Source organism: Sphingopyxis macrogoltabida, from assembly GCF_001314325.1.
Classification (GTDB): domain Bacteria; phylum Pseudomonadota; class Alphaproteobacteria; order Sphingomonadales; family Sphingomonadaceae; genus Sphingopyxis; species Sphingopyxis macrogoltabida.
In genome coordinates, this window is sequence record NZ_CP009429.1 from 3,306,685 (window position 1) to 3,330,473 (window position 23,789).

A 23,789-nucleotide genomic window follows, 5' to 3' on the forward strand; every position below is an offset into this window, starting at 1 on the left:
CGCGATGGACAACATCTCTCCCTCACCCGTCGCGGCGCTGATCCAGATGACCAGCGGTATCGATCCGGACGCCAACCTCGCGACGATCGATCGCGCGATGGCCGAAGCCGCCGCGCGCGGCGCCGCAATGGCTTTCCTGCCCGAAATGTCGCTGCTGCTCGACCGCGACCGCGCGCGTTCGGCGGCGCATATCCTGCGCGAAGCCGACAGTCCGTGGCCCGCAGCGCTGCAGGAGATGGCGCGGCGGCACGGGCTCTGGCTGCATTCGGGGTCGATGCCGCTGCTCGCCGACGATGGCGAGCGCCGTGTCAACCGCAGCCATATCATCGCCGCCGATGGCAGCATCCGTGCGCGCTACGACAAGATCCACATGTTCGACGTCACCCTGCCGTCGGGCGAGAACTGGACCGAATCGGCGGCCTATGCCGGCGGCGACGCAATAACGGTTGTCGACACGCCGCTCGGACGGCTCGGCCTCAGCATCTGTTACGATGTCCGCTTCCCCGAACTTTATCGCGCGCTTGTCGATCAGGGTGCCGATATCATCGCTGTTCCGGCCGCCTTCACTGTATCGACCGGCGAGGCGCATTGGCATGTCCTGCTCCGCGCCCGCGCCATCGAAACGGGTTGCCATCTCCTGGCGGCGGCGCAGAACGGCACGCACGCCGACGGGCGTGCAACCTATGGCCACAGCCTTGCCATCGATCCGTGGGGTGCAGTCATCGTCGATGCAAGGAACGGAACGGCGGCCAATGCGGGTTTCGATCTGGCGCTAGCGCCGATCGAAAAGGACGCGGTCGTCCGGGCAAGGCAAGCGATCCCGCTGGCGCGGTCCCGCAGCGTGCGCGCCATCACGCTATAAGAGCCTATACGGCCACCGGATTTCACGTTCCCCGGCGCCCACTCCCATATGCCCACCTTCACCGGACGCACAAAAGGCCCCGAGCGTAGCTCGGAGCCTTTTGGTATCTTTGTCGAGCAGCCGCGGCTTACGGGCTGGTCGGAGCATCCTTGTCGTTGTCGATCAGGAAGTAGAGGCCCACGCCGAACGCAATCGCGGCCAGCACACCGAGAAGCCAGCCATTGCCTTCCATCTCGTTCTGGTCGCTGACAACCGACGTCGCACGGGCACCGTCGAGGGCGGGCGCAGCCGATGCCGCAACCGGCGCAACGATCATCGATGTCGCCGCAAGGGAAACAGCGGCTTTCTTCAGCAGGTTCATCTTATTCTCCGTCCACTGGAACTTTGTCTTCTCGAATCACACCAGAGAATCGTCCCCGATCTGCTTCTGCGCTGCCGTCTTAGGGTTTGCCTTTCGCGATTGCAATATATTTTGCCTCGGTCTGCGACGACTAGAAAATTGCAAAATTGGCGAAAAATTGATCCGGATAAATTTTACCCTCTCCGCACGCGTTCGAAGCTTTCGCTGGTCACCGGGTAGCCGAGATGACCGGGTATGCAGAGGTGGGTCTCGCCTCCCCGCTCCTCGAGCCACGGCGTGACGAGCTCGACCGGAAACTGCCGGGAATGGGATGAAAACCCTTCAAAATCATCTGCTTGTGACAATTTCTCCAGATTACGCCGGGTCGGGAAAATTACCGACACCTCGCCGTTGTCGGCCATCGCCAGCGTGTGCTTCGCGCTGGCCCAGAAAATATGGCTGTGCTCGGCCTCCTCGACGGTGAGCTCGTGGCCGTGCAACGGCGCCGCCACCGCATAGAAACGCGTGTCGAAGGTTCGCGCTTCCTTGAAATTGGGGCACCAGCGCGCAAAGGGCACCAGCGCGTCCAGCACGAGTCGCTCGCCGCGTTCCGCCAATATGTCGGACAGCAGGACATCGCTGAGCAACGCCTGCCGCACGCCCGCCACATCCGCCTCGGCCAGTCCCGGCCAACCGACCGCGAGCCCCGTTTCCTCCAGTGTCTCGCGGAGAGCCGCGACGCGCGCCGCGCCATCGGCCTCATCGTCGGCAAAGCCGTGCTGGCGCGCGACGAGATAGTCGTCGGGGTCGACCCGCCCGCCGGGAAATACGACGGCGCCCGCCGCGAAGGCCATGTTGCTCGAACGCTTCACCATCAGGATTTCGTCGGGCCCGCCGTCTTCGGAGGGGCGCATGATGACGAGAGTCGCCGCAGGGATTGCCCCGTCGGGAAGGCCCGCGACGGCGCCGGGCGATGAAGCTGTATCGGTCATGCCCATGGCGATAACTGGCCCGCGGCGGCTTGTCATCCGGCCATTGCAGCGACCCGCCCACCGGTGCAAGATGCCGGATCGCTGCAAGAACCGGGAGCAGAACCATGGGGATTGTCGAGATTTTGGGCGTCGCGGGCAGTCTCAGCCTGCTGGCCGGCTGGCGGCTCTACCTCACCATCCTCGCGACGGGCATCGCGATGCATTTCGGCTGGCTGCCGCTTCCCGAACATCTCGCGGCGCTCAAGGTGCTCGCCAATCCGTGGGTGCTCGGCGTCGCGGCGATCGGCACCGTCGCGGAATTTACCGCCGACAAGATCGCGTGGGTCGATTCGGCGTGGGATACGGTGCACAGCGTCATCCGCCCGCTCGGCGGCGCGCTGCTGGCGCTGGCGCTCGTCGACTCCTCCGACCCGGCGTGGCAGGTCGTCGCCTTCCTGCTCGGCGGCGGCGGCGCCCTGCTCAGCCACGGCGCCAAGGCGACGACGCGGGCGGTCGTCAACGTCAGCCCCGAACCCTATAGCAATGCGGTGGTTTCGACGGGCGAGGATGTCGCGACCGGCGGCCTGCTGGCGCTCGCCATCGCCTTCCCGCCGCTGGCGATCGCAATCGCCATCGTCATGGCGGTCGCCGCCGTCGTGGTGATCATCGCGCTGCGCCGCCTGCTCCGCAACATCAAGGCGACGCTGAAAAAAGCGCTCGGCGATGCGCCTGCATCTGCGGCAGTCGAATTGCCGCAGGCCGGCACCAGCGCTCCGGATTAGCGATTTGGCAACCACTGCCGCATAGGCAGCTATTTGCAAACCGCGCATTTTTCCGCCGAACGTTTGCGGAAAACAGGGACCAGGCTGCGCCCCGCACGAAGGGAAGCCTATGCCTCGGAAATCGAAAACCCCCGCATCCTGTCGCGCATTCGGCGCGGCACCGTCCTCGCAAACCCGCCGGCGACTGCTCCTTTCGTCGGCGATGGCGCTCGCGCTTGGACAGGCGGCACCGGCGTTCGCGCAATGCGACCTCGTGCCGACCCCCGGCGACGACAGCTATGTCTGCGACAGCGGCACCGCGCCGGGCGGCCTTGCCGATCCCGGCGGCAACAACCGGCTCGACCTGCCGTCCGGCGGGACAGGAATTATCGACGGCGACGTGACCTTCGGCGCGGGCACGGACGTCATCGTCATGGGATCGGGCGAAATCCGCGGCATGGTCGATCAAGGCAATGGCGACGACCGCTTCGAGATTATGGCGGGCACGGTCACCGGCAATGTCCAGCAGGGCGAAGGGCTCGACGACTTCCGGATGACGGGCGGCGAGATCGGATCGCTGAATCAGGGCGGCGCGCTCGACAGCTTCTTCATGTCTGGGGGCCGCATCGTCGATGCGTTCGACGACGGCGACAGCGCCGTGATGACGGGCGGGCGCATCGGCCGCGTGAACATGAAACTCGCCGACAATCTGTTCGACATGTCGGGCGGCACGATCGACCGCAACCTCGTCACCGGTTTCGGCAACGACACGATCATCCTGTCGGGCGGAACGATCGGGGGCAATATCAGCGTTTCGGGCGGCACCGACAGCGTCACGGTCACCGGCGGTTCGGTCGGCGGCGAGGTCCGGATGAGCAGCGGCACCGACAGCTTCGTGTGGGACGGGGGCGGTGTCATCCACGGCGCGATCGATATGGGCGACGATGACGACAGCGCCCGCCTCGCGAATCTCACCGCCGCGAACATCGGCGCGACGCCGGCTGTCGGCGGCGGCGACGGCACCGACGGGCTGACCTTCGACAATGTCACGACGGGCAATGTCGCGCGCTTCACCGGATGGGAGACGATCGACGCCCTCAACGACACCGAATTGACTTTCGACGATTTCCTTACCCTCGGCGATGCCGGGACCGGCACCGGCACGTTCCGGATCGACGCGTCGAGCACGATCTTCGGCGGCGGCGCGCAAGGCGGCGTTATCGCCTCCACCGCCGGCCAGCGCGCGACCGTGATCAACGCCGGCCGCATCGACCTGACCAACGGCGGCAACCTGCCCGGCGACAGCTTCACCATTGCCGGAGACTATGTCGGCAACGGCGGGCTGCTGCTCATCGATACGGTGCTCGGCGACGATGCTTCGCTGTCGGACAAGCTGGTGATCGACGGCGGCTCCGCTTCGGGAACGACCGGGGTGACGGTGCTGAATGCCGGGGGAACCGGCGCCGCGACGGCGCAGGACGGCATATTGATCGTCGAGACGCTGAACGGCGCGACCACCGCAAGCGGCGCCTTTGCGCTCAATCACCGCGTCGCGGTCGGCGCATTCGAATATTATCTGTTCCGCGGCGGCATCTCGGCCGACAGCGAGGAAAACTGGTATCTGCGTTCGACGCTGGTCTCGCCGCCAGCCGCAACGCCCCCACCACAGCCCGCGCCCGCCCCGCCGCCGCTCGAACCTGCGCCGCCGCCGCCACCCCCGGTGGCGCCCGAACCGCCGGCGCCGCCGCCTCCCCCTGCGCCGCCCCCGCCACCCTTGCCCCCCGAGCCGACCCCGGCCGATCCAGACCCGGTCGACCCGTCGCCGCCGGTGATCATCGACGATCCGGCGCCGCCCGAAGAGCCCGCCCCGCCGCCCGCACCCGAACCCGAGCCGCCGGCACCACCCCCGGCACCGCCGACCGAGCCCGCCCCGGTTCCGGTGCCTGATACGCCGACCCCGCCGCCGACCCCCGGCGCAACGCCGGTGATCGCCGAGGTCGTGCCGCTCTATCGCCCCGAGGTTCCCGCCTATGTCGTTGCCGTACCCGTCGCGCATTATCTGGCAACCGCAGCGCTCGGCACCTTCCACGCGCGGCGCGGCGAGCAGGCACTGCTGCGCGGCGGCAAACTGCTCCCCGCGACATGGGGCCGCATCCTCCGCGAGGACAGTGAACTCAAATGGCAGGGCGACGTCGCGCCGTCGTTCGACGGCGACCTCAAGGGGTTCCAGATCGGGCAGGACCTGTTCGGCCAGGGCGACGCCGACGGCACGAACGTCCGCGCCGGTATCTTCATCGGCCGCGCCGAAATGGACGGCACGACGCGTGGCCGGTCGCTCGGCTGGAACGACCTGACCGTCGGCCGGATCGACACCAAGAGCACCAGCTTCGGCGGTTATGCGACGCTGACCGGTGCGAACGGCTGGTATGTCGACGCCGTCGTCATGCATAGCTGGTTCGACGGCGAGGCGTCCGCCGACAGCGGCCTTGCCATCGACATCGACGGCACCGGCTGGGCCGCGTCGCTCGAAGCCGGCTATCCGCTGGCGCTATCGGGGCGCTGGACGCTCGAACCGCAGGCCCAGATCGTCTGGCAGAAGGTGTCGCTCGACGATCGCGCCGACATGTTTTCGACGATCGATTTCCGGGCGGACGACGCCCTGACGGGGCGCTTCGGGTTACGCCTGCACGGCGATTTTTGGAGCAGGAACAGTCACTTCCAGCCCTATCTTCATGCCAGTTTGCGCCATGGCCTGTCGGGACGGCAGACGACCCGGTTCGGCGACGACCCGATCCGCACCGATCTCGGCCGTACCGAATTCGAGGCCGGCGCAGGATTGGTTGCCCGCCTCGGACAGAATGTCGGCATCCACCTGAAAGGCGATTATGCGGTCAACGCCGATGGCCCGCGCAGCCGGCGGCTGGGCGGGACGGTCGGCCTGACCATCAACTGGTAGGCGTCAGGCCGGCAACAGCTCCTTGAGCGGCGTGCCGGCGTCGGCGAGCTGCTCGGCGGTCGCGACGAGCCCGGCGGTGACGATCATGCGCCCTTGGACATAATCCTTGGTCGCGTTGACGCAGTCGATGGCGATGACCTTGCCGGCCTTCAGATAGACGATCGAGAAGCTGCGCGTCGCAGGATCGCCGCGCAGCACCGCCTGATCATGCCCGGTCGACAGCCCCGCGGTCTGGAGCTTCAGATCATATTGGTTCGACCAGAACCACGGGATGGCGTGATAGGGCGCCTCGTCGCCGACGATGCCCTTGGCGACGACATTCGCCTGGTCGTTGGCATTCTGCACCGATTCGAGCCGGATGCAGGCGCCCTCGGCAAAATGATTCTCATGCGCCGCGCAGTCGCCGATCGCATAGATGTCGGGCAGGCTCGTCTTGCACAGGCCGTCGACGAGCACGCCGTTGCCGCCTTCGGCACCCGCCGCGACCAGCGGCTCGACCGCGGGGACGATGCCGATGCCGACGATCACCAGGTCGGCGGGAATGACCTCGCCGTCCGCCAGCCGCACCCCGGTGACCCGGGTCTCGCCCTCGATCGCCGCGACCGAGACGCCGAGCCGCAGGTCGACGCCGTGATCGCGGTGCTCCTTTTCATAGAAGCGCGACAATTCCTCGCCCGCAACACGCGCCAGCACCCGGTCGAGCGCTTCGAGCAGCACGACCTTCTTGCCCGCCTTGGTCAGCACCGCTGCCGCCTCGAGCCCGATATAGCCGCCGCCGATCACGACGATCTGGCCCGCAGTCTCCGACGCCGCCTTCATCGCGTCGGCATCGGCCCTGGTCCGCACGCCCTGCACGCCGGGCAGGTCGCCGCCGGGGATCGGCAGCATGCGCGGGGCTCCGCCGGTCGCCCAGACGAGCTTGCCGTAACCGATCGTCTCGCCGCCGTCGGTCGTCACCACATGCGCCGCCGGATCGACCGAGACGACACGCTTGCCGAGCAGCATCGTCACTTCGCGCTCGTCCCAATATTTGGCGGGGCGGAGCTGGATGCGTTCGAATTCCTTCTCGCCCGCGAAATATTCCTTCGACAAAGGCGGGCGCTCATAGGGAAGCTCGGGTTCGTCGCCGATGATCGCAATGCTGCCTTCGAACTTCTGCGTCCGCAGCATCACCGCGACCTGCGCGCCGCCATGCCCAGCACCAACGATCACAACGTCGAATCGCATCATCTTTGCCCTCTCGCCTCTCTCACCGATCTGCGAGCGCGTCCCTCGCACGCGCGGCCCCACGATGGCAAGGGACCTTGGCGCGGGATTTTTCCCCCAGGCCGTAGCGGCGATCGGCCGGGCCGATACGCGCATCGCCGGTCTCTAGAAGTCGAAACCGGTCTGAACATCGTCCTGACCGCGCGGCGTCTTTTTCGCGGATGCCGGCGGTGCGACCGTCACCCCTTCGAGCTCGAGCATCCGTGCCTTCGACAACGATCCGCCGGGCGCAGAAAAGCCGCCGATCTTGCCGCCGGCACCGGTCACGCGGTGGCAGGGGACGATCAGCGGGATCGGATTGCTCGCCATCGCCTGTCCGACGTCGCGCGCAAATTCAGGACCGGCGCCCAGCGCCTTGGCGATGGCGCCATAGGTGGTCGTCTCGCCCCACCCGAGATCGCGGACGCGGGCGTAGACTTGCCGAAAAAAGGGCTCCTGCTCGCCCATGTCGACGGGCACAGCGGCGAAATCGACTTTCTCTCCGGCGAAATAGCGCAGCACGGCGTCGACGATGGCCTCGACCGGCGGCGGCGGCGTGGACCGCAACGCGCCGGGCAGGCGGCGGAGCAGCGCCCGCTCTGCCTCGCCCGCGCTGGCGGCGGGCAAGCGAAGCGCCGAAATCCCCTTATCGTTCCAGCCGAGCGCAACGAACCCCGCCGCGGTTTCAAACAGGTGATAGGAATTCTGCCTTGTCATCCTGCCTATATTTTATCGCCGCCGGCCGAATGCAACACCCGCTCCGACCGGCGCGCGGTGCCGCTTATCCGCCGACCGCCGGCAACACCACCGCGCGGCAACTGCCGAAACCGATCTGGGCATAGCCGTCCTTGCGCGCGCGCGCCGACAGCAATATCTCGTCGCCATCCTCGACGAAGCGCCGCGTTTCACCGTTCGGGAGCGCGACCGGATCGCTGCCGCCGCGCGTGATTTCGAGCAAGCTGCCGAACCCCTCGCGATCGGGTGCCGAGATCGTCCCGGTGCCGAGCAGGTCGCCGGGATTGAGGTTGCAGCCGCCTGAAGCATGATGCGCGACCATCTGCGCGACCGTCCAGTACATGTTCGACGCCGGTCCGCGGCTCAGCCGGTGCGGCGCCAGACCGGCGGCGCGCATCGCCCCGGTCAGCAGCGAGACTTCGAGTTCGAGGGCGAGCGCCCCGCCCGCCTGATCGACCTCGTCCCACAGATAGGGCAGCGGCCGCGGATCGCCCGCTGGGCGCGCCGGCTGCGCGCAGCGGAACGGCGCCAGCGCCTCCGCCGTCACCACCCACGGCGAGATCGTCGTCTGGAAATTCTTGGCGAGGAAGGGACCGAGCGGCTGATACTCCCACGCCTGGAAATCGCGCGCCGACCAGTCGTTGAGCAGGCAGAAGCCCGCGATATGATCGGCCGCCGACGCGATCGGGATCGTCGTTCCGAGTGCGTTGCCCGCGCCGATCCACACCCCGAGTTCGAGTTCGTAATCGAGCCGCTGCGACGGCCCGAAGGCGGGCTCCGCCGCATCGGGCGCCTTGTGCTGGCCGACTGGCCGCACCACGGGCACTCCGGAAGGCCGGATCGACGAGGCACGGCCATGATAACCGATCGGCACATGCTTGTAATTGGGCAGCAGCGGATTGTCGGGGCGGAACAGGGTTCCGACATTGGTCGCATGATGGATGCCGACATAGAAGTCGGTGTAATCGCCGATCATCGCAGGCAGGTGCAATTCGCAGTCATCCGCCGGATGCAGCGCCGGTTCGACCGCGGCGCGATATTGCTCGTCGGACAGCAGGTCCGACAGCCGCCGGCGAAGCGTCACCCGCAACGCGCGCGGCAGCGCGAACAGGGCGTTCAGCCTGTTCCCGCCGCACGCCGGCACGACATCGGGGGGCAGCATCGCCGCGACTGCCGCGAGGTCGAGAATCTGGTCGCCGATCGCCACCCCCGCGCGCGCCGCGCCGTCCTGTGGCGAGAAAATGCCATAGGGCAGGTTCTGGACCGGGAAGTCCGGGTGGCCGTCGGCGCCCGGCACCCAACTCGTCCGCCGGGCGTCATGGGTTTCGTCGATCGCTTGGCGATCGGCTGCATCGGTCATGTCAGTCGCCTATTTAGTTTCAATTGAAACCATATAGGCGGGCCGTGAAACGCGTGTCAACGACCGCGTACCAGGATCGGCGTGCGGCGGCGTTGCGGCCTATTTGCCCGCTGCCGCCCGCGCCATCAGCATCGCGCCCTCGAGCCCCGCGTCGGCGAGCGCCGCCGGCACCAGATAGGTCGCCGGATCGATGTCGGCGGCGGCGCCATAGGTGCCGAGTTGCGCCTGCAATTCGGTGCGAACGGCATCGATAAGGCCGTGGGCGCCAAGCACGCCGCCACCCAGTACGATGCAATCGGGCGACCAGGCGAGCGTCAGCGTCGCGCAGAGCTGGGCGAGATAATCGGCGGCCAGCGCCAGCACGTCGGGCGCATCGGCAAGATCGGCGATATCGCCCAGCCGGCGCCGGATCGCGGGCCCCGCAACCAGCCCTTCGGCGCAATCGGCATGGAAGGGGCAGCCGCTTGCGAAACGATCGCCCGGACGGCGAACCATCCGGATATGCCCGATTTCGGGATGCGGGTTACCCTTGAGCGTTTCGCCTGCAATCGACAGCCCACCCCCGATGCCGGTGCCGACCGTGACATAGGTGACAAGCCGCTGGCCGCGCCCGGCGCCGATCTGCTGTTCGGCGAGCGCTGCCGCATTGACGTCGCTGTCGACCACCACGGGTGCGCCGAGTTCGGCGGCAATCGCGCCGCGCAGATCATAGCCCGACCAGCCGGCCTTGGTGGTGGCGAGCATCCGGCCGTAGCGCGGGCTGGCCGGATCGACGACGATCGGGCCGAAACTCGCCACCCCGACCGCAACGAGCGTCGCGCCGGGAGGCATCACCCGGCGAACCGCGCCGGTCAGCAACGCAATCGACGCGTCGGGCGCCACGGTATCGAACCGCCCTTCCCCGATCACCGCGCCTTCGGGGTCGGCCAGCCGATAGAGCAGCTTGGTGCCGCCGGTCTCGATGGCCGCAATCAGATGCTTGTGGGTCATAGCGAGGCGGGACGCGCGCCCGGATCGCGCGGGAAACCGGGCGAGGCAAAGTTCATATCGGCGTCATCCTGGTCCATGGGCTCCCACATCGCCGCTACGCGATAAAGCGTTTCCCGTCCACGAAACGGCGATGGTGCAACCTTCGAATGCCGATGGGCAAATCAGTCCAGCCGGTCGCGAATGAAGGTGGCGCCGTCGCGGATCGCTTCGCGCGCCACCGCCGCGACCGACATCGCCTCGAGGAAGCTGTGCGTCGCCCCGGCATAGATTTTCGCCATCGTCGCGACGCCCGCCTGCTCGAGCCGCTCTTCCATCGCCAGCGACTGTTCGGTCAGCAGGTCGCATTCGGGGATGACGAGGAACACCGGCGGCAGACCGGCAAGGTCGGCATGGATCGGACAGGCGAAGGGATCGCGCTGGCCCGCGTCCCAGTCGGCGAGGTAATTGACGTAATAGCTCTGCGCCTCGGCGCGATCCATGATCGAACCCGGACCGCCGAAGCGTTCCTCGGCGCGATCGGAGACCTCGGGCGTAAAATAGCCGTAATTGGCGAGGATCGCCCGCACGAGGCCGCCTTCGCCGCGCTCGCGAAGGCGAAGCGTCGCCGCGAAAGAAAGATTGGCGCCCGCGCTGTCGCCGCCCAGCGCGAGCCGCGCCGCATCGACGCCAAGCTCGCCGCCATGCGCCTTGAGCCAGAGAATCAGCGCCTCGATGCGATCGAGCGCGACGGGATATTTATGCTCGGGCGACAGCGGATAATCGACGCCGATCACCACGAACCCGCCGGCCGCCGCATATTCGCGCATCAGCCGGTCGTGCGTATCGATCGAAAACAGCGTGAAGCCGCCGCCGTGCAGGTAAATGAGCGCCGGGGCGGGCGTCGCGACGCCTGCGGGGCGATAGACGCGGATGCGGAGTTCGCCCGCACCGGGATCGAAAGTCCGTTCGACGGTTTCGGCCATCGCCGGGCCGCCCTCGGTCCAGCGCGCCCGCACCTTTTCGGACACCGCGCGCTGGTCGGGAAAGCCGAGGTCGCCGAAGGGCGGGTGCTCCGCCCAGCGCCGCTTCATTTCATCGAGAAAGGCCTGGATTTCCGGATCGATCATTGCGCTATTTCCCTTCTGCCACCGGCAGCCACTGGCTTGGACGCTGTTCGCCCGCGAACCAGCTCGGCGGCGACTTGCGCGCTTCGGGCCACAATTCGTCGAGCGTATCGGCATCGAACAATTGTCCGCCGCGCATCACCAGCTTGACCGACCTTGTGTTGCGGATGTCGGCCAGCGGATCGCGTTCGAAGACAACGAGGTCGGCATATTTGCCCGGTTCGAGCGTCCCCATGTCGCCGAGGCGGCCGATCGTCTCCGCCGCGCCCGCCGTCGCGGCATGGAGGACCGCCATCGGCTTCATGCCGCCGAGCGCATGCGCCTCCAGCTCGTAATGATAGCCGATGCCGGGGTCATCGCCGTGCGACCCTACCCCCACCAGGGCGCCGCTTTCGGCGAGCCGCGCGGCGTCCGCCGCCAGCGCCGGCAGGCGCGAGGCATCGAGCGAGCTCCATTCGCGATGCGCCAGCTTGTGCGCGATCGCCGGCGGCGACCAGAAGCGCTTGACCTTGGCATCGAGCGCCGGGTCATATTTGGCGACAAAATAATGGCGCGCCGACGGCCCGTTGGTGTCGATGAGCAAAGTCGCGACATAGCTCGTCCGCATCAAGCGATAGAGGGTCAGCACATCCTCCTGGAACGGCGAGATCGGCAGCGCATGCTCGTTGCCGGCATAGCCGTCGATGGCCTGGGTCAGCATCAGCTTGGGATTGAGGCTGCCCTCGGTCGTCGGCAGAAGGCCGAGTTCGCGCGCGGCGATCGCGATCCACTGACGCACCGTCCGGCTCTCGCCGCGATATTGCTTGATGTTGCGCAGCCCCCACGCGTCGCGATAGCGGCGCAGCACATCGCGCACCTGATCGAGCGAGGTGAAACGCTCCTTCGAAAAGAGCGCAGGGCCCGTCGAACGCAGCCGCGGCGCGACGACCAGCCCGGTATCGATCAGATCCTGATAGGCGATCTGGTCGATGCCCAGCGTCGAGGGATCGAAAGAGGTCGTCACCCCGAAGGCCAGCCGCGCCCGCAGCCCCCATTCGTCATAACCGATGACGTTGCGGCGAACGCCGCCGATATGGTCATGGTCGTCGATAAACCCGGGGCCCACCGTCTGGCCGCCGAGCTCGCGGGTCGGAGTTCCGGCCGGAATCGCAAAGCTGCCGCGCGGACCGATCGCCGCGATCCGGTCGCCCTCGACGAGGATGTCGGCGTCGTCGATCACCCGGTCGCCGCCCGCCATGGTGAGCGCGCGGGCACCGCGGAGCAGCAAGCGACCGATGGGCCGCGCCCGCGGCAATTCGGCGACCAGTTCGATCCGGTCCTTGGGCGCCGCCGCGGCACCGGGTCCGGGCAATATCTCGACATAATTGCCGACCGACCAGAGCAGGCTGCCGTCGCGGCGCCAGTCGAAGAAATCGGCGCCCATCGCGGTGACCTTGCGCGCCGGGTTGCCGGGCGCCGTCAAATCGATCGCGCCGCCCTCGGACGGCGGCACGGGCATCACGTAGAGCTGTTCGCTGGTCTGTGCGGCGAGCCACTTGCCGTCGGGGCTGATGCGAATGTCATCGGCGGCGGCGAGCTGGTCGGTGAAATAATAGCCCTGCCCCTTCACCGATGCGACCGGACGCCGGGCGCCCGAAGCCAGATCGATGGCGACAAGGCCGGCGTCGCCGAGCAGAAAGGCGGTGCCGTCCTGACCGTCGACGAAATGCGGGCGACCGCCGAGCTGTCCCGATGCGACGACGCGCGCGGTCCCGCCACGCACCGGAAGCGCGACCAGTTCGGCAGGCCGTATCGTCCCGAACTCGAAGCTCGTATGCTGGCGCGCCGCGGCAGGCGAGCGCACTGCGAGGATCGAGCGGCCGTCGGGGGTGAAGGCCGGATGCGTATAGAAGGCGGGGATGTCGCTGATCTTTGCGGGTTCCCCCGATCCGTCGGCGGCGATCGTCCAGATCGACCCGCCCGCCGTTTCGCTCCACGTCACATAGGTCAGGCGCTTGCCATCCGGGCTCCACGTCGGCAGCGACGGCGGATCGCCGCTGATTGGCAAGCGGATCGCCTTGCCGCCGCCCAGCGGCTGGACATAGACGCTGCCGAGCGCGGCAAAGGCGACGCGCGCGCCGTCGGGTGACGGCGCGGTTCCCTGCGGCAGTTTCGCGCGCACCGCGCCCGTTTCCTCGCGAAAGGCGATCCGCGTCGTCGGCCCGACCGCAAGCTGGACCCGCGCCGTGAAGGGGATGCGCGATGCCGGCGAGCCGTCGACCGGCCGGCGCTCGATCTTGCCTTCATAGGCGATGAGGATCGCCTTGCTGTCGGGGGTGAAGGCATAGCGCGGGATCAGGTCGAGCCACGCGGCCCCGTTCATCAGGTCGAGCGGCGCCGGCCCCAAATCGCGATCGATGCCGGTCGCCAGTTCACGGACGCGCAGGTTCGTCCGCGCCATCTGCCGCGTCGCATAGGCAAGGAGCTTGCCGTCGGGCGAGATCGCCGGGCGGAAAAAAGTTTCGCCGCCGGCTTCGCGTCCGCCCGAGCTCTCGATCACGGTCGTTTCGGCGCCGGTAGCGATCTCGCGACGGACGACCATCCACGACACGGGTCCGTCGAACGAAAGATCGCCGGTCTGCCGCGCATAATAAAGATATTTGCCGTCGCGCGACGCCGACGCGCCGAGCGTGCTTTGCCACGCCGAACGCGGCGCATCCTCGGCGGGCTTCGCCGGCGCAACGAGTTCGCCGGGCGATCCGTCGATCGGATGACGCCAAAGTTCGTAGCGGTCGATCCGAATGCGATAGCGGCTGACATAGACCGACTTGCCGTCGGCGCTCCATTCGGGCGAGGTGCGCACCTCGCCTTCGTCGCCGGTGCTGATCCGCCGCGCGCCACTGCCGTCGGTACGTGCGATCCAGACATTGTCGCCGCCCGACCGGTCGCTGACATAGGCGATCCATTTGCCGTCGGGCGAGAAGGTCGGCTGCACCTCGAACGCCATGCCGGTGGCAACCGGTACCGCGCGGCCGCCCTTCACGGGCATCGCGTAAATCTCGCCGAGCATGTCGAAGAGGATCGTCTTGCCATCGGGCGAGACGGCGAGCGACATGAAGGTCCCGCTCGACACTTCATAGTCGAGCGTGCGGGCGGGCTGCATCGGCAGGCCGCTCATCTCCTCGGCGTGCAGAAGCGGAACCGCCAGCGCGAACGCCGACGCCAGCCCGCAGAGCCCCCGAACCATCTGCTTCATAACGCCTCCCCTCCCCACCTCAGTTGGGCTGCCACGTTTCCACCCGGAAGCTGTCCGGATGATAGCGCGTCACCTCTTCTTCATCGCCCTTGCCGGGGAAATCGGTCGAATCCGCGTTGACGAGATAGAGCCGCCCGGTGCGGTGATCCATGTCCATCATCCGCGCGCCATAGGCGGTGCGGACCGTCGCGACGAGGCGCAGGCTGTCCGGCCCTTCGCGCTGGATCACGGTCATCGATCCTTCGTAATTGCTGCTGACGATCCGTTCGCGTTCCTCGTCATAGGCAAGCGCGTCGAGCCCCTTGCCGATCGTCACCCGCGACAGGATTTTGCCGCTCGCGGGATCCATCAGAAAAACGGCGGGCTTGTCGCCGGTGCAAGCACCGAGCAGGCGGTCGGTCGCGGCGAGATATTTCATCTTCGACACGTTGCAGCCGACGTCCCAGCGCGCCTGCTCCTTGAGGGTGCGCGAGTCGAGCCTGAGCACGATGCCGTCGAGGCGCGCCGGCGCATAGAGGTGCCCTTTGCCGTCCGCCGCCGGATCGTCCATCTTGCGGAACGGGAAACGCGTCGTCGCGAGCAGCTTGCCGGTTGCGGCATCGATGCTGAACCAGGTCGCTTCGCTCGGCCGGGTGCCGGTGATGACGTGCAGGCGGCCCGTCGCGGGGTCGAGCGAACCGCTGTTGAGCCCGCCGTCGCTCGCGAGCTTGGTGCGCGCGATGACCGTCAGCGTCTTGAGGTCGAAGCTCAACAGCGAGCCATCGTCCATCGCGACATAGCCGCGGTTATATTGCGGGAGCAGCACCGGACCGTTGGCGCCGCGCGAATTTTCCATCGTCTTGATCGGCTGTCCGCGATCGACGTCGTAAACGGTCAACCCATCGCCCAACCGCCCCATGAACAGGCGCGCGCTGCCCGGTTCGAACTTCACATAATCCCAACCGGTGTCGGTGCTGGGCAAGGTAACGCTGCCGGTCATCGCATAGGGAAGCTCCGGCCCGGCCTCCTGCGCAAAGCCCGGTGCGGCGACGAGCAGCGCAGCAGCAAAAACAGAAAGAACCGGTTTCATCGGAAAGCCTCCATTTTCCAGAAATCACTCAAGACAGAGCAGACCGCGCTGGTCGGTCCGGCCATCACCCGGCCGTTTTTCAGCCGGCAAGTTCGCGCGACCGCGCCGCCGCCGCGTCGACGACAGCACGCAGCAGCAGATCGACCGAGCCATCCGCATTCATCTGCGCCAGTCCCGCCGCCGTCGTGCCGCCGGGGCTCGTCACCTGTTCGCGCAGTGCCGCGAGCGAAGACCCGTCGGCTTCGGCGAGCGCCGCCGCACCGGTGAAAGTGGCGCGCGCAAATTCCATCGCGAGCGGCGTCGGCAAGCCCGCCGCTGCTCCGGCGGCCGCGAGCGCTTCGGTGAAACGGAAGAAATAGGCGGGGCCGCTGCCCGACACGGCGGTCACGGCATCGATGAGCGCTTCCTCGTCGAGCCAGACGACCGCGCCCGCAGGCGCGAGCAAGCTATCGATCGCCCCCCGATCTTCGACCCGCAAATCGGGTCCCGGTACGGCCGCGCTGATTCCCCTGCCGATCGCGGCCGGCGTGTTCGGCATCGCTCGCACGACGCGGCCAGTGCCGAGCGCCGTTTCCAGCCGCTGAAGTGTGATCCCCGCCATGATCGAGAGAAAAAGCGCGCCGCGCTCGGCGAGCGGCCGCAGCGCGTCGGCGACCGCATCGAATGCCTGCGGCTTGATCGCAAGAACGACCGACAGCGGTCCGTCGACCACGATATCGGCGAGCGATGCGGCGCGCTCGACCCCATCGGGCACCTCGGCGGCGAGCGGATCGTGGACGAGCACGCGGCGACTGCCGACCCAGCCGCGCGCCATCGCGCCGCCCATGCGCCCGCAACCGATCAGGAGCACCGTCATCAGCGAACCTCCCGATAGCGCTCGGCGAGTTGGTCCTGCCGCGACCGGATCGCCGTCTCGCGACCCTCGACGATCACCGAGAGCGCGTTGGTCGAGGGCTCGAGCGGGTCGCCGTCCCAGATCACCAGATCGGCGTCGGCGCCCGGCGTCAGCGTGCCGCCGCCGCGACCCCAGATGGCGAGCGGGTTGACGGTGACGGCCTTCAACGCCTCGGCATAAGGGAGGCCGTTGGCGACCGCGATCCCCGCCCCCTCGCGCAACCCCATGCCGGCATTGTAATTGGTATGAATGACGCCGCCGGCCTGTCCCACCGCGACCATGACGCCCGCCTTGGCGAGCAGCGCCGCATTATCCTGCCGCGCGCCGAGCTGGTCGAAATTGAACGGCAGGTTGACCTGCGGGTCGACGATCACCGCCACCTTGGCCGCAGCGAGTTGGTCGGCGACGCGCCAGGCCTCTGCCCCGCCGACGATAATGACGCGGATACCGAAGTCGGCGGCGAGCGACGCCGCCTGACGGATGTCGGACTCGCGATGCGTCTGGATCGCCAGCGGCACCTCGCCGCGCAAAACCGCCGCCAGCAGTTCCTCGCCGCCATGACGTCCGCCGGGCCCGCCGTGCGGCGGCGGCGATGGGCGCTTGCGATCCTTCTTGCCCTCGGCGGCGGGGGGACCATCGGCTTTGCGTTTCGCCTCGGTGAGGGCGTTGCGAAGACTGTCCCACTGCGCGGCGCGCGACCCGATCCGGTCCCATGCGCCACCACCGATCACGGTATAGACCCCGACATTGGCGACATCGAGGATATCGACGCCGTCGCGCAGCCGCGCGAAGGCGGGTTCGCCGTTGAACGGCGCGCGCCGCGACGGCGACGGATAGACGAGCGCGCGCGTCAGACCGTCGGCGCGCGCCAGGCTGACCAGCGTCGAATTGCCGTTGAGCGCGCGGCTGACGTCATAGCCCGGATTGCGGTCGTCGGCCGAACTCGTGTCGACGGTATCGGATGAGCCCGCAATCTCGACGAGGCCGATCTGGGTCGCGCCGTTGACGAGCCCGGGGGTCACCGGCTTGCCGCGCGCATCGATGACGCGCGCGTCTGCCGGTGCCACGCCGCCCGCCGCGACCGATACGATACGGCCGTTCTCGATGACGATCGTCGCGTCCTTCACCGGCGCATCGCCTTCCATCGTCCACGCCTCGGCATGGGTGACGGCGAGCGTCTGCGCCGCGGCGGGCATGGCGATGGCGAGCGCGATCAGGCTGGCGAGCGTCTTCACGGCCGTACTCCCCCGCGTCCGAGTTCGAAATCCGAAACCGGCCCCGCCGGCGGCTTCGCGCGATCCCACGCCACCGCGCCGCCGATCAACACGAGATCGGCGTGGGTGTAGATGCTGAACGGATCGCCCGACCAGACGACCAGATCGGCCTGCAATCCCGGCGCGATCGTGCCGACCTGCTTGTCGAGCCCGAGCAGCTTCGCAGGGTTGCCGGTCGTCCATTTGATCATCCGTTCGGGCGGGATATCGACGCCGATGCGGCGCCCGGCAGCGGCGGCCTTTGCTGCGGCGATGTTGAGCCGCTGGCCGTCGGCGGGCGAGTCCGAATGCATCATCACGCACACCCCCGCCTGTTCGAGCAGCGGCGCCTCGGCGCGGATCGCATCCTGCGCCTCGACCTTAAACCCCCACCAGTCGGCCCATACCGCCGCGCAGGTGCCCGCTTCGCGCAGCAGGCCGGGAATCTTGTATGCTTCGGTCGCATGGTGGATCGCACCGATGCGGAAACCGAATTCCTTCGCGACACCCAGCGACGCCGCGATATCGCCGGCGCGATAGCAATGGAGATTGACGCGGACGTCGCCCGCAAGGATGCCCGCCAGCGTCTCGAGCTTGAAATCGCGCGGCGGCATCGCTCCGGCGCCGGCGCGCGCCTGCTCGACCGCGCGCTTGTAGCGCTGCGCGTCGGCGAATTGCTGCCGCATATAGGCGATGACCCCCTGCCGGCTCGTCGGCCCTTCATTGTCGTCGTCGGCGCCCCAACTCTTCGGATTCTCGCCGCACGCCATCTTGAAGCCCTGGACGCCGCCGGCCGCCTTCATCCCCCACACGGTCGGCGCGCGGACCGGCTTCACGACGACCGAATGGCCTGCGAAGATCGGCGTCGATCCGGGGAGGATCTGGAGCGTCGTCACCCCGCTGGCCAGCGCCCGATCGAACGCCATGTCCTGCGCATTCACCGCCGTCTCGATCCACGTGTCGGCGCTGTTCGGCGTCGCGACTTCGGCGACGTCGGAGGCTTCGCGGTCGATTTCGGTCAGCGGCAGGACATAAGTCCCGTCATGGCTGTGCACGTCGATCACCCCGGGCGTGATCCAGCGGCCGGTGGCATCGACCTCGGGCACGCCGGGGTTCGCCAGTCGCTTGCCGACCGCCGCGACCTTGCCCCCGCGAACCAGCACGTCGCCGCCGTCGATGCGCCCCCCGGCGCCATCGAGGATGGTTGCGCCGCGGAGCAGCATGTCGCTGGCCACCGGGGCCTGATAGCGGCTCGGATACGGATCTTCCTGCCAGGGGAGCGGCGCCGATCGCTGTGCGTCTGCCGGCGCTGCGAACAGCAATGCGCCCACCATGACCGAGAGACCGAGCTGCCGCATCCTCATCATTCCCGCCCCTTGTTGAACCGCCGCATCCATGCCGTCGTCGGTGCGTCGGGCAGCGTCGTCACGATCGACGCGAATGTTTCCGGCTTTTCGTCCTGCCCCAGCTTGAACTTGCCCGACAGCGAGGTCACCGAGGCCCGGAAACCGATGATATGGCCCAGCATCGCGCCATATCGCTCGCCGAGTTCACCAACGTCCCACGGCTCGGCACGCGCCGATTCCATGGCGGCGACGAGCAGTTCGAGCGACCATTCGGTGAGCTCGGCATCGAAGCGGACCTCCGCGCCGATCCTGAGCTGCGCATAATTCCAGGTCGGACCCCAATTTTTGAGCCCGGCATGTTCGGGGCTGACATAGGCGTCGGGTCCCTTGAACAGGATCGTCGCGCGCGGGTCGGCCTCAAGCGCCGTCAAAAGCGGATTGGAGCGCATCAGGTGACCGACCAGCTCGACGAGCCGGCCGTCCGCATCGAAGACACCGACCAGCGGCAGCAGGCTTGCCTCGACCGCGCCTGCCGGCCCGCCACACACCCAGGCGAGCGGATATTGCTCCACCAGCGCGCGAACGTCGGCATTGTCGAATGTGTCGAAGAGCCCCACCATACCCCCTGAAAAATCATGCGAAACCGAAAATCGTCACCCGCCTGCGGGCACACCGGTCCCGGCACCGATACGCTGATTGTTCCCCAGCCTTGGCACTCCGGCAAGCACCAAAAACGAAAAGTGCGGGGGACCAGTGCAGGTTGCAGTCTGGAAAATATCGCGATAGGATTGGCCCCTTCGTTCACGAAAATTTACCCGCGAGGCAGGTCCAATGCTGCGTCCCTTACAAGTGAGCCTGGGCGAACGGATCGATCCGTCGCGCGACGTCCCCATCTATATGCAGATCATTCAGGCGGTGATCCGCGATATCGAACGCGGCCGGCTGGCGTCGGGCACCTATCTGCCGAGCAGCCGCGAACTGGCGCAGACGCTCGGGGTCAATCGCAAGACGGTGGTGATCGCCTATGAGGATCTGATCGCGCAGGGGTGGCTCGATTCGGCGGGCACCCGTGGCACGATGGTCGCCGCTTCGCTTCCCGACCCGGTCATCCGCCATCATGGCGAGGCCGAAGCGACGATGAGCAGCGCCGTCATCGACTATCGCTTTGCCACGCCGCCCGAACGGCCGCTCGCAGTGCCGGGCGGGCCGGGGCTCAAGGTCGACGAGGGCGCTCCCGACGGCCGCCTCTTTCCCGTCGAGCTGCTGGCGCGCGCCTACCGGCTGGCGGCGCTCCGCGCGTCGCGCGACAATGGTTTCCAGTATCGCGATCCGCGCGGCTCGCCGGCGCTACGCGAAGCCATCGCCGCGATGCTGCGGAGCCAGCGCGGCCTGCCGGTCAGCGCGGAAAATATCTGCATCACGCGCGGCAGCCAGAACGGCATATTTCTTGCGGCGCAGGTCCTGCTCGGGCGCGGCGATTCGGTGATTGTCGAGAAACTGACCTACGAACCCGCGGTCGCCGCGTTCCGCGCGCTCGGCGCCAATATCGTGCCGGTGGGACTCGACGAGGACGGCATCGACATCGACGCGGTCGAACATGCCTGCCGGCGCAATGCGGTGCGCGCGGTCTTCGTGACCCCGCACCACCAGTTTCCGACCACGGTGTCGCTGCGCCCCGAACGCCGTCTGCGCCTCCTCGACCTCGCCCGCCAGTTCGGCTTTGCGATCATCGAGGATGATTATGATCACGAGTTCCACTTCGAATCGCAGCCGTTGCTGCCGCTCGCGGCCTATGGTCCCGGCCATGTCCTCTATGTGGGATCGATGTCGAAGCTCCTCCTGCCCGCACTGCGCATCGGCTATGTCGCCGCGCCGCCCGCCGTCGTCGAGGCCATTGCGCACCGCGTGTCGCTGACCGACGGCATGGGCAATGCGCTGACCGAGGATGCCGCCGCCGAGCTGATCGAAAGCGGCGAACTCCGCCGCCACGGCCGCAAAGTGCTCCAGATCTACGCCAAGAGGCGCGCCAATTTCGCGGCCGAAATCGACCGCACGTTAGGCGACATCGCCGAATATCGCCTGCCCGACGGCGGCCTTGCCTTCTGGCTCAAGGTCAACACCGATCTCGACAAGATGGAAGAACGCGCCGCGGCGATGGGGCTTCGCTTTGCCTCGTCGCGGTCTTTCATGACGACCGAAGATGCGCCGCGCGGCCTGCGCATCGGTTTCGCCAGTCTCAACGCGCACGAAGCGCGCACTGCCCTGTCGGCGCTTCGCAAGGCGGCGGGATAGTCCTTCCGACTGGCCCCCTCCCTCTCCCGCTTATTGGATGTTTTGCGATCCATCCCGGAAGCGGATCGTGTGGCCGGTTCAGGAGGGAGATATCATGAAATACGCATTCGCCTTGACGATCGCCGCAGCGGCCCTGCCGTTCTCCGCCGGCGCGCAACAGACGCCCGCCCCCGCCGCGCCTCCGCCCGCCGCCGACGCGCCCTGGCCCGAAGCGTGGTTCGAAATCTTCAAGCTGGCGCCGGGCAAGCAGGAACAGTTCATCCGCGAACTCGCGCTCGCGGACGAAGTCGCCGCCGCCGGCGGCTTCCCGCCGACGCAGCTCTTCTTTCATGAAAATGGCGCCGACTTCGACGTCATCCTGTTCAAGCCGGTGACCGGCATCGAACCGACCCCCGAACAGGCGGCGGCGATGGAACGGAAAAGCAAGGAACTCGGCCTGCCGAGCGGCCCCGCCTATTTCGTCAACATCCGCGCACTGGTCGCCGAGCACACCGATTCAAAGACCTATGGCCCACTGTCGGCGGCCGCCTGGCTCGCAAGGCTCGACACATGGCGCGCCGCGAACCCGCCGCGCAAGCCGGCGGGCAAGTGATGCTCGGCCGCCGCACGCTCCTCGCCCTCGCCGGCGGCACCGCTGCGGCGGCCGCTACGCGCGCCTTCGCCCACGCCGAGGGCGACCTCGACGCCGCCTATATCAACGCGACAGTGTGGACGGGGGCGGGCCCCACGGCGCGCACCGATGCAATCGGCGTCATCGGCGACCGGATCGCCGCGATCGGCGCCGACGCGGTACGCGCGCGGACCGGCAAGCGCACGCAAATCGTCGACCTTGCCGGCGCGTTCGTCACGCCGGGCTTCATCGACCCGCACGTCCATTTCGTGACCGCATCGACGATGCTGTCGCAGCCTTCGCTGCGCGACGCCGCCAATCCGCAGGAGTTCGTCGCGCGTATAGCAGCGGCGGCAAAGGCGCTGCCCAAGGGGCAGTGGCTGGAGGGCGGCAACTGGGATCAGGACCGCTGGGGCGGCGAGATGCCGCACAAGGACTGGATCGACGCGGTTACGCCCGACACGCCTGTCGCGGTCATCCGTTACGACCTCCACATGCTGCTGCTCAATTCGCTCGCGCTGAAGCTGGCCGGGATCGACCGCAACACGCCCGACGTGCCGGGCGGCGTGATCGAACGCGACGCCAAGGGCGAACCGACCGGCATCGTCAAGGACGCCGCGAAGGATCTGGTGGTCCGCGCGATCGGCGCGCCTTCCGAAACGCAGATCGACGCCGCGACGCGCAAGGGTATCGAACTTGCGCTGAGCAAGGGCGTGACGCAGGTCCATCCGACCGAGCTCGAAACGATCAGCTTCGATTCCACCCGGCGGCTGCGCGCGCTCGGCGAGACGGGACTGCGCTTCCGCCATTATCTGCCGCTCAAGGATTGGGAGGCGCAGGTCGCACTCATCGCGGAACAGGGGCGCGGTGACGACTGGGTGCAATGGGGGGCGTGCAAGGTGGTGTTCGACGGTTCGCTGGGATCGCGAACGGCGCGCTTCTACGAACCCTATAGCGACGATCCGACGACGCGCGGCATCGTCGTCACCGACCCCGCCGATCTCCGCCGCTGGATCGAAGGCGCCGACAAGGCCGGGTTGCAGGTGACGGCGCACGCGATCGGCGACGAGGCGAACGATATCGTGCTCGACACGATGGCGGCGGTGGCGAAGGCCAATGGCCCGCGCGACCGTCGTTTCCGCATCGAACATGTGCAGCATATGAAACCGCATGCGATCGGCCGTTTCAGGGAACAGGGCATCATCGCGTCGGTGCAGCCCTATCATGCCATCGACGACGGCCGCTGGGCGGTGCGACGCATCGGCGAGGAACGGCTGAAAACCAGCTTTGCCTATGGGTCGCTCGTCGGCTCGGGCGCCCATGTCTGCATGGGCTCGGACTGGCCGGTCGCGCCGATCGATCCGCTCACCGGGCTCGACGCCGCGGTCAATCGCGAAACGCTCGACGGCCAGAATCCGCAAGGCTGGCACCCTGAACAGCGGGTCACTCTCGCGCAGGCGATGCACTGCTACACGCAGGAAGGCGCCTTCGCCGGGTTCAACGAAACCAGACTCGGCCTGATCGCGGCTGGCTTTCTCGCCGACTTTGTGGTCTGGGATAGCGATCTATTTGCTATCGATTCGCATTTGCTTGTAAAGGCCAAGGTATTGAAAACGGTCGTCGGCGGGATTGTCCGGTTCGGATAGTCCCGTCGCAGGCCGAAAACTGGACCCGCCTTGGTCCCCAGTCGCTACGCAAATTGGATGTTTTACGGCCCAACCGGGTCAAACATGTTACGGTTCCGATTATGGGCTTGGCAACCGCCT

General features: G+C 67.4%; 19 protein-coding genes. 6 read left to right on the top strand and 13 right to left on the bottom strand.

Translation table 11 applies throughout. The features are described 5' to 3' along the window. Window positions 1–4: 4 nt before the first annotated feature. Window positions 5–862: a carbon-nitrogen hydrolase family protein gene (locus LH19_RS16310; protein WP_054730232.1), complete on the top strand. Its 858-nt coding sequence runs from the start codon at window positions 5–7 to the stop codon at window positions 860–862. A gap of 127 nt (window positions 863–989) precedes the next feature. On the opposite strand, the gene LH19_RS16315 is transcribed toward LH19_RS16310, so the two are convergent. Together LH19_RS16315 and LH19_RS16320 are read right to left on the bottom strand one after the other, a co-directional pair. Further along, a complete protein-coding gene (locus LH19_RS16315; RefSeq protein WP_054730234.1) occupies window positions 990–1,223 on the bottom strand; it encodes a hypothetical protein in 234 nt (77 codons plus the stop codon). A 173-nt stretch (window positions 1,224–1,396) separates the two neighbouring features. Further along, window positions 1,397–2,194 carry an NUDIX hydrolase gene (locus tag LH19_RS16320; RefSeq protein ID WP_054733678.1) on the bottom strand — a complete coding sequence of 266 codons (798 nt, stop codon included), beginning with the start codon at window positions 2,192–2,194 and terminating at the stop codon, window positions 1,397–1,399. A gap of 104 nt (window positions 2,195–2,298) precedes the next feature. On the opposite strand from LH19_RS16320, the gene LH19_RS16325 reads away from it, so the two are divergent. Together LH19_RS16325 and LH19_RS16330 are read left to right on the top strand one after the other, a co-directional pair. Next, entirely contained in the window at window positions 2,299–2,955 is a 657-nt protein-coding gene (locus tag LH19_RS16325) for a DUF4126 domain-containing protein (protein WP_054730242.1), read from the top strand. Window positions 2,956–3,157: 202 nt separating this feature from the next. Further along, on the top strand, window positions 3,158–5,890 hold the full coding sequence (locus LH19_RS16330) for an autotransporter family protein (RefSeq protein ID WP_054730245.1): 2,733 nt from the start codon (window positions 3,158–3,160) through the stop codon (window positions 5,888–5,890). Between the two features lie 3 nt (window positions 5,891–5,893). Here the strand turns inward: LH19_RS16330 and LH19_RS16335 are convergent, their stop codons facing one another. The 11 genes from LH19_RS16335 to LH19_RS16385 all read right to left on the bottom strand — a co-directional run bounded on the left by LH19_RS16335 (window position 5,894) and on the right by LH19_RS16385 (window position 19,741). Further along, the gene (locus LH19_RS16335; protein ID WP_054730249.1) at window positions 5,894–7,120 is read right to left on the bottom strand and encodes an NAD(P)/FAD-dependent oxidoreductase; all 1,227 of its coding nucleotides are present in this window, start codon (window positions 7,118–7,120) and stop codon (window positions 5,894–5,896) included. Window positions 7,121–7,261: 141 nt separating this feature from the next. Continuing rightward, on the bottom strand, window positions 7,262–7,852 hold the full coding sequence (locus LH19_RS16340) for a methylated-DNA--[protein]-cysteine S-methyltransferase (protein WP_054730256.1): 591 nt from the start codon (window positions 7,850–7,852) through the stop codon (window positions 7,262–7,264). A gap of 64 nt (window positions 7,853–7,916) precedes the next feature. Continuing rightward, on the bottom strand, window positions 7,917–9,230 hold the full coding sequence (gene fahA / locus LH19_RS16345; RefSeq protein WP_054730259.1) for a fumarylacetoacetase: 1,314 nt from the start codon (window positions 9,228–9,230) through the stop codon (window positions 7,917–7,919). A 99-nt stretch (window positions 9,231–9,329) separates the two neighbouring features. After that, window positions 9,330–10,220, bottom strand: a complete 891-nt coding sequence (locus LH19_RS16350) for an ROK family protein (protein ID WP_054730266.1) — start codon at window positions 10,218–10,220, stop codon at window positions 9,330–9,332. A 161-nt stretch (window positions 10,221–10,381) separates the two neighbouring features. Continuing rightward, entirely contained in the window at window positions 10,382–11,326 is a 945-nt protein-coding gene (locus LH19_RS16355; RefSeq protein WP_054730269.1) for an alpha/beta hydrolase fold domain-containing protein, read from the bottom strand. A gap of 4 nt (window positions 11,327–11,330) precedes the next feature. Further along, on the bottom strand, window positions 11,331–14,558 hold the full coding sequence (locus tag LH19_RS16360; RefSeq protein ID WP_234715949.1) for an amidohydrolase family protein: 3,228 nt from the start codon (window positions 14,556–14,558) through the stop codon (window positions 11,331–11,333). 19 nt (window positions 14,559–14,577) lie between these two features. Next, window positions 14,578–15,627, bottom strand: a complete 1,050-nt coding sequence (locus tag LH19_RS16365; RefSeq protein ID WP_054730275.1) for a YncE family protein — start codon at window positions 15,625–15,627, stop codon at window positions 14,578–14,580. Window positions 15,628–15,706: 79 nt separating this feature from the next. Then, window positions 15,707–16,483 carry a pyrroline-5-carboxylate reductase gene (gene proC / locus LH19_RS16370; RefSeq protein WP_054730294.1) on the bottom strand — a complete coding sequence of 259 codons (777 nt, stop codon included), beginning with the start codon at window positions 16,481–16,483 and terminating at the stop codon, window positions 15,707–15,709. Continuing rightward, window positions 16,483–17,757: an amidohydrolase family protein gene (locus LH19_RS16375; protein ID WP_234715950.1), complete on the bottom strand. Its 1,275-nt coding sequence runs from the start codon at window positions 17,755–17,757 to the stop codon at window positions 16,483–16,485. Before LH19_RS16375 ends, proC begins: the two co-directional genes overlap by 1 nt. Next, window positions 17,754–19,142, bottom strand: a complete 1,389-nt coding sequence (locus tag LH19_RS16380; protein WP_054730297.1) for an amidohydrolase family protein — start codon at window positions 19,140–19,142, stop codon at window positions 17,754–17,756. The genes LH19_RS16375 and LH19_RS16380 overlap by 4 nt, the downstream gene beginning before the upstream one ends. Continuing rightward, window positions 19,139–19,741: an FMN-binding negative transcriptional regulator gene (locus tag LH19_RS16385; protein ID WP_054730300.1), complete on the bottom strand. Its 603-nt coding sequence runs from the start codon at window positions 19,739–19,741 to the stop codon at window positions 19,139–19,141. Before LH19_RS16385 ends, LH19_RS16380 begins: the two co-directional genes overlap by 4 nt. A 211-nt stretch (window positions 19,742–19,952) precedes the next feature. Here LH19_RS16385 and pdxR point away from each other — a divergent pair, with 211 nt between their 5' ends. The 3 genes from pdxR to LH19_RS16400 all read left to right on the top strand — a co-directional run bounded on the left by pdxR (window position 19,953) and on the right by LH19_RS16400 (window position 23,669). Further along, the gene (gene pdxR / locus LH19_RS16390) at window positions 19,953–21,413 is read left to right on the top strand and encodes a MocR-like pyridoxine biosynthesis transcription factor PdxR (protein ID WP_054730302.1); all 1,461 of its coding nucleotides are present in this window, start codon (window positions 19,953–19,955) and stop codon (window positions 21,411–21,413) included. A 94-nt stretch (window positions 21,414–21,507) separates the two neighbouring features. Further along, window positions 21,508–22,005 (top strand): hypothetical protein, encoded by a 498-nt coding sequence (locus LH19_RS16395; RefSeq protein ID WP_054730304.1) that lies wholly within the window; start codon window positions 21,508–21,510, stop codon window positions 22,003–22,005. Beyond that, the gene (locus LH19_RS16400; RefSeq protein ID WP_234715951.1) at window positions 21,963–23,669 is read left to right on the top strand and encodes an amidohydrolase; all 1,707 of its coding nucleotides are present in this window, start codon (window positions 21,963–21,965) and stop codon (window positions 23,667–23,669) included. Before LH19_RS16395 ends, LH19_RS16400 begins: the two co-directional genes overlap by 43 nt. Window positions 23,670–23,789 lie beyond the last annotated feature (120 nt).

Bases quoted from the DNA above. Each gene is read 5' to 3' on its own strand.
- LH19_RS16310 (WP_054730232.1), top strand. From the start codon at position 5: ATGGACAACATCTCTCCCTCACCCGTCGCGGCGCTGATCCAGATGACC.
- LH19_RS16315 (WP_054730234.1), bottom strand. From the start codon at position 1,223: ATGAACCTGCTGAAGAAAGCCGCTGTTTCCCTTGCGGCGACATCGATG.
- LH19_RS16320 (WP_054733678.1), bottom strand. From the start codon at position 2,194: ATGACCGATACAGCTTCATCGCCCGGCGCCGTCGCGGGCCTTCCCGAC.
- LH19_RS16325 (WP_054730242.1), top strand. From the start codon at position 2,299: ATGGGGATTGTCGAGATTTTGGGCGTCGCGGGCAGTCTCAGCCTGCTG.
- LH19_RS16330 (WP_054730245.1), top strand. From the start codon at position 3,158: ATGGCGCTCGCGCTTGGACAGGCGGCACCGGCGTTCGCGCAATGCGAC.
- LH19_RS16335 (WP_054730249.1), bottom strand. From the start codon at position 7,120: ATGATGCGATTCGACGTTGTGATCGTTGGTGCTGGGCATGGCGGCGCG.
- LH19_RS16340 (WP_054730256.1), bottom strand. From the start codon at position 7,852: ATGACAAGGCAGAATTCCTATCACCTGTTTGAAACCGCGGCGGGGTTC.
- fahA (WP_054730259.1), bottom strand. From the start codon at position 9,230: ATGACCGATGCAGCCGATCGCCAAGCGATCGACGAAACCCATGACGCC.
- LH19_RS16350 (WP_054730266.1), bottom strand. From the start codon at position 10,220: ATGACCCACAAGCATCTGATTGCGGCCATCGAGACCGGCGGCACCAAG.
- LH19_RS16355 (WP_054730269.1), bottom strand. From the start codon at position 11,326: ATGATCGATCCGGAAATCCAGGCCTTTCTCGATGAAATGAAGCGGCGC.
- LH19_RS16360 (WP_234715949.1), bottom strand. From the start codon at position 14,558: ATGAAGCAGATGGTTCGGGGGCTCTGCGGGCTGGCGTCGGCGTTCGCG.
- LH19_RS16365 (WP_054730275.1), bottom strand. From the start codon at position 15,627: ATGAAACCGGTTCTTTCTGTTTTTGCTGCTGCGCTGCTCGTCGCCGCA.
- proC (WP_054730294.1), bottom strand. From the start codon at position 16,483: ATGACGGTGCTCCTGATCGGTTGCGGGCGCATGGGCGGCGCGATGGCG.
- LH19_RS16380 (WP_054730297.1), bottom strand. From the start codon at position 19,142: ATGATGAGGATGCGGCAGCTCGGTCTCTCGGTCATGGTGGGCGCATTG.
- LH19_RS16385 (WP_054730300.1), bottom strand. From the start codon at position 19,741: ATGGTGGGGCTCTTCGACACATTCGACAATGCCGACGTTCGCGCGCTG.
- pdxR (WP_054730302.1), top strand. From the start codon at position 19,953: ATGCTGCGTCCCTTACAAGTGAGCCTGGGCGAACGGATCGATCCGTCG.
- LH19_RS16395 (WP_054730304.1), top strand. From the start codon at position 21,508: ATGAAATACGCATTCGCCTTGACGATCGCCGCAGCGGCCCTGCCGTTC.
- LH19_RS16400 (WP_234715951.1), top strand. From the start codon at position 21,963: ATGGCGCGCCGCGAACCCGCCGCGCAAGCCGGCGGGCAAGTGATGCTC.